The following is a 14558-nucleotide window of genomic DNA, read 5'->3' on the forward strand; positions in this document are numbered from 1 at the left end:
TATTTTTTTTACTAATTTTCTGTGGATAAGTTTAATTTTGTATTTTGCAACTATCTATTTCTATCCTTATCTCAAACCGCCATGTTTCTGTTCTATTTACATTGGTCATTAATGGCCCTGATGTAAGTACCTTAACAATTTTCAAGGTTCCTGGCTCTTCAGTACATTCAGCTCCACTACTAGCCTTTACTGTAGAACGAGGATTGTCATCTTCATCTAGCCATGTAATTCTTGTTGTATTTGACCCTGGAACAGTATGTGTAAAGAAAAATGAATCTCCAGGTGGTGCAATATTGGTTCCTGTTTGAGAAGTACCTATTACCTGAAATGTATATTCAACATCAAAAGCATTAGGATTACGCACTCGCCATCTTCTATTGACATTTGGGTCATTTGAACAAAACGAAGTTAATATTAAATTCTCTACTACAGGCATTAATTTCACCTCTATCCATTAAACATTTACTTTATTATATTCTTATTGAATAGAAGTAGTGAATTTAGCACTAAAAAAACTGTAAGAAGATTTTCTCCTCTTACAGTCTTAAATTCCCGTCTTATTTCACTTTTAATACTACTTCTCCTCTATTTACCTTTCCTTCTTTAACTAAATCAAATGTCTTTCCTTCTGCATTTGAAACGACAACAGGAGTAACTAGTGATGGTACTTTATCCTTGATTTTTTCAATGTCAACCTTTAATAATTCATCTCCAACGTCCACTTTATCTCCTGCTTCAACTAAAGCTGTAAATCCTTCTCCGTTTAATGATACTGTTTCCATACCAAAGTGAATGATTAATTCTAAACCTTTTTTTGTTGTAATTCCAACAGCGTGCTTTGTTGGGAATACAGTTGCAACTGTTCCCTTTACTGGTGATACTACTACTCCATCCTCTGGTTCAACACAGAATCCATCTCCCATCATCTTTTGAGAAAAAGCCGGGTCTGGTGCTTCTGTAATAGGTTTAACTGTACCGTTTATTGGTGAACATATATCTTCTTCTTTCTTAAATTTTAAGAACATTTTATTATTCTCCTTTCATCAAATATTTTTCATAAACTACTTTTGCTATATTATAAGTATTTTCTTTAGCCAATTTCATAGCTTCTTCTATTGTTTATTCAAGAGGGACAATACATAATATATCATATATACCAAAATTTTTTAAGTCTTTATTTTCGATTTTCCAACCAATTAGTCACTTCTATCGATATCATCATTAAATAAACCTGTTACTATTAGATTTTTCATACTTCCACCTCATTTAATTAAATATTATTTATGATTTTACCATTAATTGCTTTTTGTTATTGTCGCCCTTAATAAAATCAACAAAATAGAAGTGGTTATATTACCAAGTAATTATAACCACTTTCAGCCATTAATTCCCTTAAATATTTATAATTTTTTGTAGTGTATCTCATAACTACCATCTTCTGCATTATGTGTTCTTGGCCTTAAATAATATACACCCTCTTCTAAATATATAGTCTTTTTCTCATTAATTTCTTTTCCTTCTAAAGTGAAAATCTCTTCTTCTGACTCGTTTAATAACTTAAATGTAAAATTTCCTTTTTCCATTTTAGCTATTACTGTAAATTCATATTTACCTGCATCTTCTACAGTGAAAGCTTTACCATCTAGACTGCTACTTTTATCAAACTTTTTATAATCATGTCCTTCTTCACTTGTAAAAAATTCTTTTGGCTCTTTTTCAAAAGCACAACTTGTGATTAACAATATTGAACAAATTATAACTAATAAAGATACTACTTTTTTATTCATCATTAAACACTCCTATAAATATTAATATTATATTTTAATTAGCAATGTTTTAATTTATTCTATATTTTTATGTACAATGTAATTCCTTTTAACCCGTATTTTGCTAATACTTTCTTCGATAGGTTTAGTCTATCACTTTTTAGTTAGACAGTCAAACAAAGGTAAACTATACGCTAATTTATAAATATCCAATGTAACCATATTAATAATGAAAAAGAACAAAATCGACTTCGCCGATTTGTCAGTTAGTAGTTCGTTGTTAGTAGTTAGTAGCTTTTTAGTTAGTTCTTAGCTCTTAGTTCTCAGGTTTTGGTCAAATACTCTTAGGTCTCTATCATTATTTTCTCCATGCTCCAATCTCCGTATATAGCTTGATTATAGCATATACTGTAAATATACTTTCTTATATAAAAAAATCAGGCTATAATCTCTTTAAAAAGAGTATTTTAAGCCTGACCTTGTTTAATATTAATATTGAATTATTTAACAGAGATTTTTACCGTCCTTGTTTTTAAGCCCAATCTTTTTTGTAGTTGTTCTGTTATCTCAATTTCAATAACAGTCCCTTTAGGCACATCTTTAAAACAGTAAGTATTAGCATCAACTATTGTCCCTGATGCTGGTTGAACTTCATAGTTAGAGTAGTTTTTGATTTTTATATGGTTAGTGTATTTATCAATTCGTACTTTTTCATAAATACTTGGATACTCTTTAGGACTCAAGATTCGATGCATAGTTTGTCGTTCACTTAAAGTAACTAAGAAATTAGACTCATTTACCTCTATTTTCCCATCTTTAGGAACAGGTGTGTATTCATTATCATTGTCTTTTTCAAGCTTTCCTGGCTTAAATTTTAGTGTGTACCATACTTCATTTTTAGCAATTTCTATTAACTCATCTTCCGTCATTTCTGTAAGAATAGAATCAATAAATTTACGATAATAATCTACTTCTTCTGTTAAATATTTTATATCTGATTCTTTTGATGACAATTTGTTTCTTAGCATTTCTTTTTCAGTCATTAAATCTGATATTTCTTTTTCTTTTGAGTTAATTATATTTTTTAGCTCTTCTATTTCCTCGTCTTTTTGATTAATTTCTTGTTGATGTTTACTTGCTTCCTTTATATTAGAATTATTACTATTACAACCTACTAATACTAATGATATGAATAATATTGTAAGTAAAATATACGCAATACCCCTTTTCATTTTATCCCTCCAACCCTTTATGATATTCCTTATTTTTCCTTCGCTTTATTATAACATACCTTTGTTTTCTAGTCAATTTTTTCCATTGTTTTTTTATTTTCCATAAAAGTGAGTCAAAGGACTGTACCTTGACTCACTTTATAAACTACATTTCTAGAAATACAGGACAGTGGTCGCTACCCATTATATGGGAATGTATTTGGCTATCTACTAATCTATTCTTAAGTCTTTCTGATACTACAAAATAGTCAATTCTCCAGCCTGCGTTTCTTTCCCTTGCTTTTCTCATATAAGACCACCATGTATAAGCTTCTTCTTTATTGGGATAAAAATATCTAAAAGCATCTATAAAACCTGATTTTAAAAGCTTTGTCATCTTGTCTCGTTCCTCTTTTGTAAATCCTGCATTCTTTGTATTTGATTTTGGATTTTTTAAATCTATTTCTTTATGAGCTACATTCAAGTCCCCACATAATATTACTGGCTTTTTACTATCTAATTCCTTAAGATAATTTCTAAATTCATCTTCCCAAATCATTCTGTAGTCAAGCCTTGCTAATTCTCTTTGAGAATTTGGTGTATATACATTTACCAAGTAAAAATCATCAAATTCTAATGTTATTACCCTTCCCTCTTGGTCATGTTCTTCAATACCTATTCCATATTGGACTGATATAGGTTTTACCTTTGTAAAAACTGCTGTTCCTGAATACCCCTTTTTTACAGCGTAATTCCAGTATTGCTCATATCCCTCTATGTCTAAATCTATTTGTCCTTCTTGTAACTTAATTTCTTGAACGCAAAAGATATCTGCATCTACTTCATTAAAATAATCTAAAAAACCTTTACGAACACAAGCTCTTAAACCATTCACATTCCACGAAACTAATCTCATTTATATCCCTCCAGATATTTTATATTTCTCCTTTTAGATATTTTTGTCTTTCTTCTTTCTCAAATTTCTCTATTGCATATCTTAACATAGTTCTAGGCATTTTCATATAATATTTATTTAAAAACTCTTTTTCCACCTCTTTATCTTTATTACCCACTTCTCTAAGCATCCAACCTACAGCTTTATGAATTAAATCATGTTGATGTTTAAGTAATATTTCGGAAATCCTAAGTGTATCTTCATACATCCCTTTGCTTATAAAATACTTTGTTCCTATTATAGCTACTCTTTGCTTCCAGAGATGTCCCGAATTTGCAAATTCATATAAAAGTGATTTGTCCTTATATATTAAATATGGTCCTAATATCTTGTATGCTGTAGAATCAACTAAATCCCAGTTGTTAACCCTGTCTATGTTTTTAATATAAAAATCTACAATCTGTTGTTTATCTTCATCACTTTTAGCTTTTTCATATTTATCCACTAGTATAATTAACCCCGTCAATCTATATTCATGTATATCTTCATTAAGAAGATTTTGTATTTCCTCTAATGATAAATCTTTAAACTTTTTTGCAACCTTTCTTTGATTTGGAACTGACACTCCTATAAACAAATCACCTTCACCATAACCTCCTGGGTAAGATTTAAAAAACTTTGGTAGGAATTCAGCTTTTTCTTTGTCTATATACTTATTAAGTTCCTCCTTAATTTCCTTTATTTTATCCATTATATCCTCCTAATTTTAAAGCTATATACATACTTATTCCATAGTAATAATGTTTTTTCCTTCTTAAAAAGAAAGTGAGTCAAGGGACAATCCCCTAACTCACTTTCTAATCAAAATACTTTACCCCAAGCTTCCATTGTATATATTGTTTCAAACCCAATTTTCAAGTAAAACTTCTTATTTGTTGCTACATAGGCTTTAGTTGCTCCTAGCTCCTTACACCTTCTGACACCTTCTAATACAGCAGCTTTCCCTAGGCCCATCTTTCTGTAATCAGGGTCTGTTGCTACTGGTTCAACATAAGCAAATTTATTTTTATCATCATACCACATACCACAATATGATACATAGTTTCCATCAGGTGCTACCACAACAATATTTAAATCCTTTCTATAGTTTGGTGCAGACTGCATTAGTCTTCTTCCAGAAAGGTCGTCATCTGGTTCATCGCCATGATTAAACCCTCTCCATAAAACTCTATGTAACTTGTTTAAGTTATTTTCATCTTCTAAGCTTTGTAATTTAAATCCCTCTGGTAGAGTTATTTCTGGAAATTCCTTTTCTGTTTCAAATACTGACATGTACTCGTTATATTCTTTAGCATTTTTGTATCCCCTTGATTTTAAAATTTCTTTAAATTGATTGTTATGCTCGTTTACATAAAATGTAAGAAAACTTCTTCCTTCAGACTGCCCCTTTAAATTTTCCTCTGCATATTGAACCATTTCATCTTGCAAATCTGAATACTCTTTATCAATTTCAATGTAACAATTCCCTAGTGTATGCTCAAAATGAGCAACTCCAACAATTTTCTCGTCATCCTCCCATATCCTAATTTTGTCATGTATCTTCTGCAACTCTTCATTATAGAAATATGGATGATAATGCATATACTCCCATCTTGGCTGATGCCAGTTTTGAAAATCATTTTTGTCACTATATGTCTTTACTAAAAAGTCTGATACCCTTTCATAGTCTTTCTCTTTATTATATGGTCTTGATATTATTGTCATCTTCATTCCCCCTTAAATAGTTATTGACATAATGTAGTTTTCTCAACCTATTATGCAATAATCATCCCCAAAACACCCTTTAGTTAATCTAGGCAATAAAAACACCCTAAAGCATTATTACTGCTCTAGGGTATATATTCAAAAGTAAAACTTCTATTGTTTTAATATAGTCAATATTACCAAAAACAATCTTAATTAGACTCTCTATATTTCACCATAGAACAGAAGGTATGATATTTTATTAATGTTAATAACATAATTTTATTCATACTTAACCACCCTTCTCAAACTATTATGGATATTATATCATAAATAGAATTAATAATGTGAAACTTCTGAAAATATTTGTGTTTTTTTATATATATTACGTAACTTCATTTATAGTAAGTAGCTAGAAAAAATGAGTCAAAGGAAAATCCCCTGGCTCATTTAAAACTATATATCTAACTTTAATTGTTCCATATGTCCATTGTTATCACATTTAATTGATTTCATTTCTCTAACTGTAATTTTTTCATCCCCGTATAATTCCCCTACCAATAATGGTGAATTCCTTAAATGCTTTTTATATTTTTCATCTACCTGTTTGTAATTGAAATTTGCATAGCAATATAAGCAATTGTGCTTACAAGTATTATACTCACCTATATCAATACTCTTTACACATCCACAGACCTCTCTTTGAGTATTATCCTTCTTAACGTCTAATTGACAACCTAATATTCTCGATATTAATTTATCATTTATACACTTACCTTTTTTTATCCCATATTGTGTCAAATCTATTGATTCGGAACATGTTTCTATTTTTATGTTATATTTTTGTGCTACACTAGAAAACTTTTCTGCTATTTGAAAAATATCCTCATCTTTTAACTCTTCTATATTTAAATGCTTTGTATTTCTTAGAGTCTTTTTATATAAATCTATGAAGCTAATTACACACTTTTCTGTATAGTTACTTAATTCATAAGCAAATCTTTCAAACCATTCATAATGATATTCTTTATTATAAAACTCATTTATAAAAATAGGGTCATATCTCCATATAACCTTCTCTTTTCCAATAATATTAGATAATTGTTTAAATGTTTTTATTATATCTCTTTTTTTTCTAATATTCGTTTCAATATCCCTTCTATAAGGGGTTAAGGTAAACTGAAAATAGTAACAATAGTCTTTTAGTTCATCTAGCCTTTTCATCATTGGTAACGGGTCCTTTGTCCAAAAGACGAAACAATCTACCACTTCTGGATTTAAATTTATTTTACTTACCTGCTTTCTATTGAATGGATTTCTAACATATACATATCCTTCTTTAAGCCTATTAAAAAACCAATCACTATAAAATGCTGGTATATCAGTTCTTCTACTAACACTGATAATCATACAAACACCCCATTTTTAATAATAAAACTCTAAATCAGAATCCTCTTCGATTATTAAAATATAGCTTTTTGGATATTTCCACATTCTTTCACATTTTAAATTTTTTCCTATTATCTTTTGTCCTAGATTCATATGTTTAAGTACACTATAATATCTATCTTTTAAGTTTTTATTATCAAGTCTTAAAGCTATATGTACATGTTCATCATCAGACATAGCTTTTGTTCCATCACATATACTTGCAAATAAATAATTTGGCTTTTCCATAACACATCTGACTATACCTTGAACGTTTATTTTTTGATTTTCCTTTATATATACATCCTTTAATTTAGTAAATACATTAGCTTCTTTTATAGTAGCATATTTATTATTAGAATCCTTCTTTAAAATCATATAATTAAATGACACATCTCTTCTATTTTTAATTAAACCATTTTCATTTAGTTTTCCGATAATAAGTGGCTTTTTCCAAAATACCTTACCAGTAGAAAAGCAGGAACAGCTATATTGTTTTTTATCTCCCCAAAGGTAATTACATGGAGAATATAATCTTAAGTTACAAAACTCCAGTACTTCATTTCTCAAGTCTTTAAAAAATATACAATCCTCTCTATCTCCGGGCTCAATGGCAAGAATTGCTCCATCATTATTTAATACATCTGATAAAGTTTGAAAAAATTACTAATATAAAAATTGTCTTCAATTTCAAATCTATTTAATACATTACTTGTACAAATTAAATCATAATTCCCTGAAATTGTAAACCAGTTGTCTAGCTTTATATTCATTACTTCTTTTATATTAACAGATAAGTTTCTAGGTAAATCCTTTGATATTTCTTTAATTAAATTTTCGGCTATTTTAAGAAATTTCTTCTCTGCATCTAAAATAGATAATTGTATACTGAAGTTAATACTACTATATTCCTTCGCAAGTATTTTATAAAATTCAATAACACCAATTACAACAGAACCCGGGCCTGTACCAACATCTAATAGGGTAATATCTTTTTTTAGTAAATTTCTTAGTATTAAGTCTGATAATAACCTATGAACCTTATACGTGTTAATTGGTAGATAATATATTAAATAAGGTAAATATATGTTTTTATAATCTACTTTTTGTTGTATGCTGTATAGATTATTTATAACTTCTACTATTTCTTCTAATACTTCTATTGGAATCATACTGAAAAGGCTATCTAAATCATTGTCATCATTTCTAGGTTTTAATCCTAAAGATTTTAAAAACTCTTTTAAAATTAATATTTGTAAATATTCTGGATATTGAATTTCTTCATCTAAATAATTAAAAAGAGTTTTAAATTCATTCCCTTCTAATTTAATAAATCCATTGGTTATTTTCAAAACTATCCCCCTTTGTTTATGCCTTGTCCTTATATTTTTATTAATTTTGCACTTCTGTTATTACACTAATTACAAAAAATAAAAAAACCGAGGTGTAAACCTCAGCATCGATCATCACTCAAAACAAAGTTTTTAAGTTTCCTAAACATTATTCATAAGTTGTGCAAATCTATTGATATTTTCTATGTGTATATTAGATTGGTCTGTGTCAGTTTTAGATACTTTTTTTACTATAAATCGGTCAAAAAAATTCATCTTATTAAAAATAAATTCCCCTCCAAAGTTTTCTTTTGCAATAGCATTAGTCATAAGTTCTTTTGGAAAAACATCATTTAACTGTTTTTCAGCAGCTTCCCCATCAGCCATACAACAAATAAATAGTCCAACCTTTTTACCTTTTAATTCATTTAATTTTCTTAAGCAAAACTTTGTTACTTCTTTTCTAATTTTACCAATGTAAACTGAACCTCCAATAATAACCTTATCGTAATCTGAAATATCTATATCATTTACTTCTTTTAAGTTATATAGCTCAACTTCCTCAGTTAATTTTTCAGACAAGATTTTTGCACATTTTTCTGTACAACCATATTTAGTACCATAAATTATTAATGTTTTCATTTTTAAACCCCCATTAATTATAAAATAATTACTTAATAGTATCTATATCCATTGTCTTTAATTATATTTGGCTTTAATAAATCTATATTATCAGAATACCTTAAAGTTTGAATAAAAATGTTATACCTTTTGAATTATTTTCTCTAATACTTTAATCTTTTCTTTATCCATAGGCTTAACTCCTTCTAATTTATAAGGAATGTCCATTTTTTTATATTTATTTACCCCTAATGTATGATATGGTAGTAATTCTATCTTCTTCACATTATCAAATCCACCTATTATATCTCTTAAACTATTTATATGACTTTCACTATCTGTCATTGTAGGTACTACTACATGTCTAATCCATAAATCTATATCAGTTTTTTTCAATACTTTTACAAATCTTCTAAACTCATCATAGTTCCCACCTGCTATTTTTTCATATCCTTTTTCATCTATATGTTTTATATCTAGTAATACTAAATCTGTATATTTTAATATCTCTTCATATTTGCCGATACCAACTCCTGCTGTGTCTATAGCTGTGTGTATGCCATTTTTCTTACAAAGCTTTAAAAACTCTATAAGAAAATCAGGCTGCAGTAATGGTTCTCCTCCAGAGCAGGTCACACCTCCTTGGGAACTTTTAAAATATGATTTGAATCTAATAGCCTTATTAACTAATTGTTTTGGAGTTATTTCTTCACCTGAAGCTATGCTCCATGTATCAGGATTATGACAGTATACACATCTTAAATTACAGCCTTGAAAAAATACTACAAATCTTACACCTGGACCGTCGTTTAATCCTAATGATTCTATTGAATGAATTTTACCAATCATTTACAACATCCTATTCTATATGGATTCATGGAAGGTTCTCTTTATTACTTCCATCTGTTGCTCTTTAGTAAGTCTATTAAAATTAACTGCATATCCGGATACTCTTATAGTTAATGTAGGATGTTTCTCAGGATGATCCATTGCATCTACAAGTGTTTCCCTATTTAAAACATTTACATTAAGATGGTGCGCTCCTTGACTAAAGTAACCATCAAGTATAGACACTAAATTATTTACTCTAGCTTTTTCATCATTTCCCAGTGCTTGAGGTACTATGGAAAATGTATTTGAAATACCGTCTTCACATACATTACGATAAGGTATTTTTGCAACAGAGTTTAGAGAAGCTAATGCTCCACTTCCGTCTCTTCCATGCATTGGATTAGCTCCTGGTGCAAAAGCTTCGCCAGCTTTTCTCCCATCTGGTGTAGCTCCTGTTTTCTTTCCATAAACTACATTTGAAGTAATAGTTAATACCGACAATGTATGCCTTGCTTTTCTATATGTTTCATGTTTCTTAAGTTCATTTGAAAACTTTGTTAAAATCTCTACCGCTATATCATCAACTCTATCATCATCATTTCCATACTTAGGAAAATCACCTTCTATATCAAAATCTACTGCTATACCATTTTCTCTTTTAGGTTTAACTTTAGCATATTTAATAGCACTTAAAGAATCTGCTACTACAGACAATCCGGCTACTCCAAATGCCATTATTCTTTTTACTTCTGTATCATGAAGTGCCATTTGACCTGCCTCATAAGCGTATTTATCATGCATATAATGAATAATATTCATTGTGTTTACATAAAGCTCTGCTACATATTCTAATACCTTAAAATAATTTTCTTTTACTTTTTTATAATCTAATACTTCATCTTCTATCTTATTTATTCCATCTATTACTACAGTCTTTTTCTTTTCATCTATACCACCATTTATAGCATATAAAAGTGCCTTTGCTAAATTACATCTAGCACCAAAAAACTGCATTTCCTTTCCTATTTCCATAGCTGAAACACAACATGCTATTCCATAATCATCTCCATATACTGGTCTCATAATATCATCATTTTCATATTGAATAGAATCACTTATAATTGACATCTTAGCACAATATTCTTTAAATGCCTGTGGAAGTTTCTCAGACCACAACACAGTCATATTAGGTTCAGGAGCTGCTCCAAGATTGTTTAATGTATTAAGAAATCTAAATGAAGTCTTAGTCACCATTGTTCTTCCATCTATCCCCATGCCACCTATAGCCTCTGTTATCCAATTAGGGTCACCTGCAAATAATTCGTTGTATTCTGGAGTTCTTAGGTGTCTTACCATTCTAAGTTTTATTACAAATTGGTCTATAATTTCTTGTGCTTCTTTTTCTGTTAAAAAGTTATTATCTAAGTCTCTTTGTATATATATATCAATAAATGTACTAGTTCTTCCTAATGACATAGCTGCACCATTATTTTCTTTTATTCCTGCTAAATAGCCAAAATATATAAACTGTACAGCTTCTTTTGCATTTTTAGCTGGATTTGAAATATCTATTCCATAACTCATAGCCATTCTTTTTATTTTCTTTAATGCTTTTATTTGTTCTTTTACTTCTTCTCTTTTTCTTATTAAGTCTTCACTCATAAAGCCTTTTAAATTAATATAATCTTCTTCCTTCTTTTCTATCAAATAATCTATACCATAAAGTGCTATCCTTCTATAATCACCTATTATCCTTCCTCTACCATATGCATCAGGAAGTCCTGTAAGTAAACCTGCACTCCTTGATTTTCTCATTTCTTTTGTATATACATCAAATACTCCTTGATTATGTGTTTTTCTATAGCTTTTAAATATTTGTTCTTTATTTTTATCTAGTTTATATCCGTACGACTCTAGCGCTGATTCTACCATTCTAATTCCACCAAATGGATTTATAATTCTTTTTAGAGGCTTATCTGTCTGTAAGCCTACTATTACTTCATTTCCCATATCTATATACCCTGGTCCAAAGCTATCAATACCAGATATATTGTCTGCATCAACATCAAGAACGCCTGCCTTAAGTTCTTTCATGATAAGTTCTTTACATTTTTCCCAAAGTCGTTCTGTTTTTTCTGTTGTTCCTTCTAAAAACCTTTCATCACCCTCATATGGAGTATAATTCTTTTTGATAAAATCCCTTACATCAATATTATCTGTCCATTTACCTTTATTAAATCCTATCCATTCTTTTTTAAACATAAAAATACCTCCTCGACTTTTAAATCTTGTCCAGGAGTAATCAAAAAAAGACCCCCTGGACTAATCTTTGCCCAGGCGGTCGGCTCATCTCTTTAAATCACACTCCATGTGGTTAATTCCACTTCCGCCAGTCATGTGATTTAGTATAAATAAATTTTATATATTTTTATGGTAACAATACATCTAAGCTTTGTCAATAGTTTTATTTTTATAGGATTATAATACAAACATTACTTCTTATGAAAGCTCTTTTAAATAAATCCTAGTTGGTTTGCCAGTAAATAAGTCTATTCCATCTTCAATTCTATTCCATTCGTATTTTTCATAATATCCATCAAGATCTGTTGTTAAGTATAATTTATCAAATCCTGCTTTTGCTGCCTGTTGTTCAGCATACTTTATTAATAACTTTCCATATTCATTTCCTCGCTCTTCTTTATTTACGAATAAGCATGCAAACCAAGGATACAAATCATGACGACTTATAAAGTCGTTTATAATTAATGCTGAACACCCTATAATTTTTTCTTCTTTAAGAAGTAAGAAGAATTGAGGTATTTTGCCTTCTATATGAGAATGGTAAATTGCATCTTTATAAAACATAAAATTATCATCATTCCCCCATACTCCATGTATATATTCAATAGCTTTATCAATACCTTCTTCATATTCCTTTGCATTTACTAGTTTTAACATAAAACATTAGCCTCCTATTTTTATCTTGTAAAAATTTAAAAATGTTAAACTACGAAGGGAATAAACATTTTTGTTTCCTTCATATAACTTATATATTCTTGGCCAAATTCTTCAATCATATCTTTTTCCTCTCGCTTTGCTAAACGGTAATAAGTATAAATAATAACAGGCCAAATGAGAAGCATAAATAATGTAGCCCACTCAAACATCATACCTATTGTAAGTAATATAAATCCCGTATATTGTGGATGCCTAATGTAACGATAAATTCCTGTCTTTACTACTTGCCCTCTTCCTTTTTCCTTTGACCAATACTTATGATATATATTATACCAGCCATTTGCAATCAAAAGAATAGCTACAATCGCACAACCAATATTAATATACATTCCCCAATAGCCAATATACTGATTTAATGTATGTCCCCACAGTATTCCATCAGGTAATTTTTTACCTATTACCCAGGAAATGAAGTACATACTCATAGGTATTCCATGCATTTCAATAGCAAAGGCTAAAACAAATGCCATATATGCAGTTGCTGGTTTTCTATTCATCTTTCTATAAAAAGGTATAAAAAGTAATAATGCTGAATAAATAATAATGAAAAAAGCTACAGCCCCCCATTGATTAAAGTGACCATGTAATGTTTCTTGCATTTTAAATTCCTCCTAAAAATTTATTTATTTTTAATTATAATACTTATAAATATAAAAATCCCCTAACTAAAGTTATGGTTTTAGTTAGGGAATATAATTATTTATATTACTGAATAAGGTTAAGTTTCCTCGCTTTTTCTACTGCATGGAACCTTCTATTCACTCCAAGCTTACAAAAAATGTTATTTATATGCCACTTAGTCGTTCCAATACTAATGAATAATGCTTTTGATATTTCTTTATTAGATTTTCCTTTAGCAATTAACTGAAGAATTTCTAATTCTCTATTTGTTAAGTTCTCATTTATATCAATTTCAACAATTTTAGTAGGTTTATTTCGTATATAATTTTTATTTAATTCCTTTGCTAAAGCAGGTTCGATGCCTCCAAGATAAATATAACAATCTAAATTTTTATTAAAGAATTGACCAAATAATCCATACTCTAAATAAATATCACAAGCATTTTTTAAATGAGCTTTACATGCACTAATATCTTCTAAACAGTATAATAATTCAGCTAAGTATAAATTTATTGATTGAATTTCTGGTATATGTTTTATTATTTGTAATTCTTGAAGTTTTTGAATCAATATATCCTTTGATATAATTTCGCTAAACCCTTTAAGTTTCAACTCTGTCAAGGTTTCTAATATAAACGTAGGAATTGAATCTGGATTCAACTGAAACGCCAGTTCTAATTCCTCTATCCATTTCTTTTTTGGTTTCTGTTTTAATGCTAACGCATTTTTTATTTTCATTGTTGTAAGCAAATATTTAATTTGAGGATAATGTAAATTTTTGAAGATATATTCCAAATCTTCTATTATCTCAATCATATCTGCTTTATCATTTATTATTTTATAGCAATCAAACAAATATTTTTCTACAAGTCCGTGCATATGAACAAGCTTAAGGCTATCGATTCCAGATTTAGCTTCTTTCAAAGTTTCAATAGCTAAAGATATTTTATTCATTTCATAATAGCACATACCCATTGGTAGTTTTACTACTTTAATGTAATTTGCTATTTCTGATTCTTGTGAGCTATTAAGCATTCAGAAGTTTCGCATCTAAAAGATTTTAATGGGCGCTAGCCCTCAAGAATAGATTGTT

The 14558-nt window shown here is 29.0% G+C and carries 16 protein-coding genes and 1 riboswitch; all 16 genes read right to left on the minus strand.

Features of this window, described 5'->3' with window-relative positions; translation table 11 throughout:
• Positions 1-31 precede the first annotated feature (31 nt).
• The 16 genes from L21TH_RS03745 to L21TH_RS15065 all read right to left on the minus strand — a co-directional run bounded on the left by L21TH_RS03745 (position 32) and on the right by L21TH_RS15065 (position 14500).
• Positions 32-436 (minus strand): hypothetical protein, encoded by a 405-nt coding sequence (locus tag L21TH_RS03745; protein ID WP_006309359.1) that lies wholly within the window; start codon positions 434-436, stop codon positions 32-34.
• A gap of 121 nt (positions 437-557) precedes the next feature.
• A complete protein-coding gene (locus L21TH_RS03750; protein WP_006309366.1) occupies positions 558-1025 on the minus strand; it encodes a PTS sugar transporter subunit IIA in 468 nt (155 codons plus the stop codon).
• 375 nt (positions 1026-1400) lie between these two features.
• Entirely contained in the window at positions 1401-1787 is a 387-nt protein-coding gene (locus L21TH_RS03755) for a hypothetical protein (RefSeq protein ID WP_034429239.1), read from the minus strand.
• A gap of 479 nt (positions 1788-2266) precedes the next feature.
• Positions 2267-2998, minus strand: a complete 732-nt coding sequence (locus tag L21TH_RS03760) for a hypothetical protein (RefSeq protein ID WP_006309370.1) — start codon at positions 2996-2998, stop codon at positions 2267-2269.
• A gap of 145 nt (positions 2999-3143) precedes the next feature.
• The gene (locus tag L21TH_RS03765; protein ID WP_006309371.1) at positions 3144-3893 is read right to left on the minus strand and encodes an exodeoxyribonuclease III; all 750 of its coding nucleotides are present in this window, start codon (positions 3891-3893) and stop codon (positions 3144-3146) included.
• A gap of 19 nt (positions 3894-3912) precedes the next feature.
• Positions 3913-4623, minus strand: coding sequence for a DNA alkylation repair protein (locus L21TH_RS03770; RefSeq protein ID WP_006309372.1), 711 nt, complete (start codon positions 4621-4623; stop codon positions 3913-3915).
• A 110-nt stretch (positions 4624-4733) separates the two neighbouring features.
• The gene (locus tag L21TH_RS03775; protein ID WP_006309373.1) at positions 4734-5636 is read right to left on the minus strand and encodes a GNAT family N-acetyltransferase; all 903 of its coding nucleotides are present in this window, start codon (positions 5634-5636) and stop codon (positions 4734-4736) included.
• A 435-nt stretch (positions 5637-6071) separates the two neighbouring features.
• The gene (locus tag L21TH_RS03780) at positions 6072-7025 is read right to left on the minus strand and encodes a DUF1848 domain-containing protein (protein ID WP_006309374.1); all 954 of its coding nucleotides are present in this window, start codon (positions 7023-7025) and stop codon (positions 6072-6074) included.
• A gap of 15 nt (positions 7026-7040) precedes the next feature.
• Positions 7041-7613: a hypothetical protein gene (locus tag L21TH_RS03785; protein ID WP_034429242.1), complete on the minus strand. Its 573-nt coding sequence runs from the start codon at positions 7611-7613 to the stop codon at positions 7041-7043.
• A gap of 65 nt (positions 7614-7678) precedes the next feature.
• Positions 7679-8395 (minus strand): small ribosomal subunit Rsm22 family protein, encoded by a 717-nt coding sequence (locus L21TH_RS03790; protein WP_006309376.1) that lies wholly within the window; start codon positions 8393-8395, stop codon positions 7679-7681.
• A gap of 141 nt (positions 8396-8536) precedes the next feature.
• Complete coding sequence (locus tag L21TH_RS03795) at positions 8537-9016, minus strand: flavodoxin domain-containing protein (protein WP_006309377.1); 480 nt, start codon at positions 9014-9016, stop codon at positions 8537-8539.
• Positions 9017-9136: 120 nt separating this feature from the next.
• The gene (gene pflA, locus L21TH_RS03800) at positions 9137-9844 is read right to left on the minus strand and encodes a pyruvate formate-lyase-activating protein (RefSeq protein ID WP_006309378.1); all 708 of its coding nucleotides are present in this window, start codon (positions 9842-9844) and stop codon (positions 9137-9139) included.
• 15 nt (positions 9845-9859) lie between these two features.
• Positions 9860-12088 (minus strand): formate C-acetyltransferase, encoded by a 2229-nt coding sequence (gene pflB, locus L21TH_RS03805; RefSeq protein WP_006309379.1) that lies wholly within the window; start codon positions 12086-12088, stop codon positions 9860-9862.
• A 62-nt stretch (positions 12089-12150) separates the two neighbouring features.
• Positions 12151-12233: riboswitch (ZMP/ZTP riboswitch) on the minus strand.
• A gap of 92 nt (positions 12234-12325) precedes the next feature.
• Positions 12326-12784, minus strand: coding sequence for a GNAT family N-acetyltransferase (locus L21TH_RS03810; protein ID WP_006309380.1), 459 nt, complete (start codon positions 12782-12784; stop codon positions 12326-12328).
• A 44-nt stretch (positions 12785-12828) separates the two neighbouring features.
• Positions 12829-13443, minus strand: a complete 615-nt coding sequence (locus L21TH_RS03815) for a methyltransferase family protein (RefSeq protein ID WP_006309381.1) — start codon at positions 13441-13443, stop codon at positions 12829-12831.
• A 106-nt stretch (positions 13444-13549) separates the two neighbouring features.
• On the minus strand, positions 13550-14500 hold the full coding sequence (locus L21TH_RS15065) for a response regulator transcription factor (RefSeq protein ID WP_052002644.1): 951 nt from the start codon (positions 14498-14500) through the stop codon (positions 13550-13552).
• Positions 14501-14558: the final 58 nt, after the last annotated feature.

The organism is Caldisalinibacter kiritimatiensis (assembly GCF_000387765.1).
GTDB classification, from domain to species: domain Bacteria; phylum Bacillota; class Clostridia; order Tissierellales; family Caldisalinibacteraceae; genus Caldisalinibacter; species Caldisalinibacter kiritimatiensis.

Coding starts and splice junctions, on each gene's coding strand:
- L21TH_RS03765 (WP_006309371.1), bottom strand. CDS start 3,893: ATGAGATTAGTTTCGTGGAATGTGAATGGTTTAAGAGCTTGTGTTCGT.
- L21TH_RS03780 (WP_006309374.1), bottom strand. CDS start 7,025: ATGATTATCAGTGTTAGTAGAAGAACTGATATACCAGCATTTTATAGT.
- L21TH_RS03745 (WP_006309359.1), bottom strand. CDS start 436: ATGCCTGTAGTAGAGAATTTAATATTAACTTCGTTTTGTTCAAATGAC.
- pflA (WP_006309378.1), bottom strand. CDS start 9,844: ATGATTGGTAAAATTCATTCAATAGAATCATTAGGATTAAACGACGGT.
- L21TH_RS03775 (WP_006309373.1), bottom strand. CDS start 5,636: ATGACAATAATATCAAGACCATATAATAAAGAGAAAGACTATGAAAGG.
- L21TH_RS03750 (WP_006309366.1), bottom strand. CDS start 1,025: ATGTTCTTAAAATTTAAGAAAGAAGAAGATATATGTTCACCAATAAAC.
- L21TH_RS03810 (WP_006309380.1), bottom strand. CDS start 12,784: ATGTTAAAACTAGTAAATGCAAAGGAATATGAAGAAGGTATTGATAAA.
- L21TH_RS03760 (WP_006309370.1), bottom strand. CDS start 2,998: ATGAAAAGGGGTATTGCGTATATTTTACTTACAATATTATTCATATCA.
- L21TH_RS03770 (WP_006309372.1), bottom strand. CDS start 4,623: ATGGATAAAATAAAGGAAATTAAGGAGGAACTTAATAAGTATATAGAC.
- L21TH_RS03795 (WP_006309377.1), bottom strand. CDS start 9,016: ATGAAAACATTAATAATTTATGGTACTAAATATGGTTGTACAGAAAAA.
- L21TH_RS15065 (WP_052002644.1), bottom strand. CDS start 14,500: ATGCTTAATAGCTCACAAGAATCAGAAATAGCAAATTACATTAAAGTA.
- pflB (WP_006309379.1), bottom strand. CDS start 12,088: ATGTTTAAAAAAGAATGGATAGGATTTAATAAAGGTAAATGGACAGAT.
- L21TH_RS03755 (WP_034429239.1), bottom strand. CDS start 1,787: ATGAATAAAAAAGTAGTATCTTTATTAGTTATAATTTGTTCAATATTG.
- L21TH_RS03815 (WP_006309381.1), bottom strand. CDS start 13,443: ATGCAAGAAACATTACATGGTCACTTTAATCAATGGGGGGCTGTAGCT.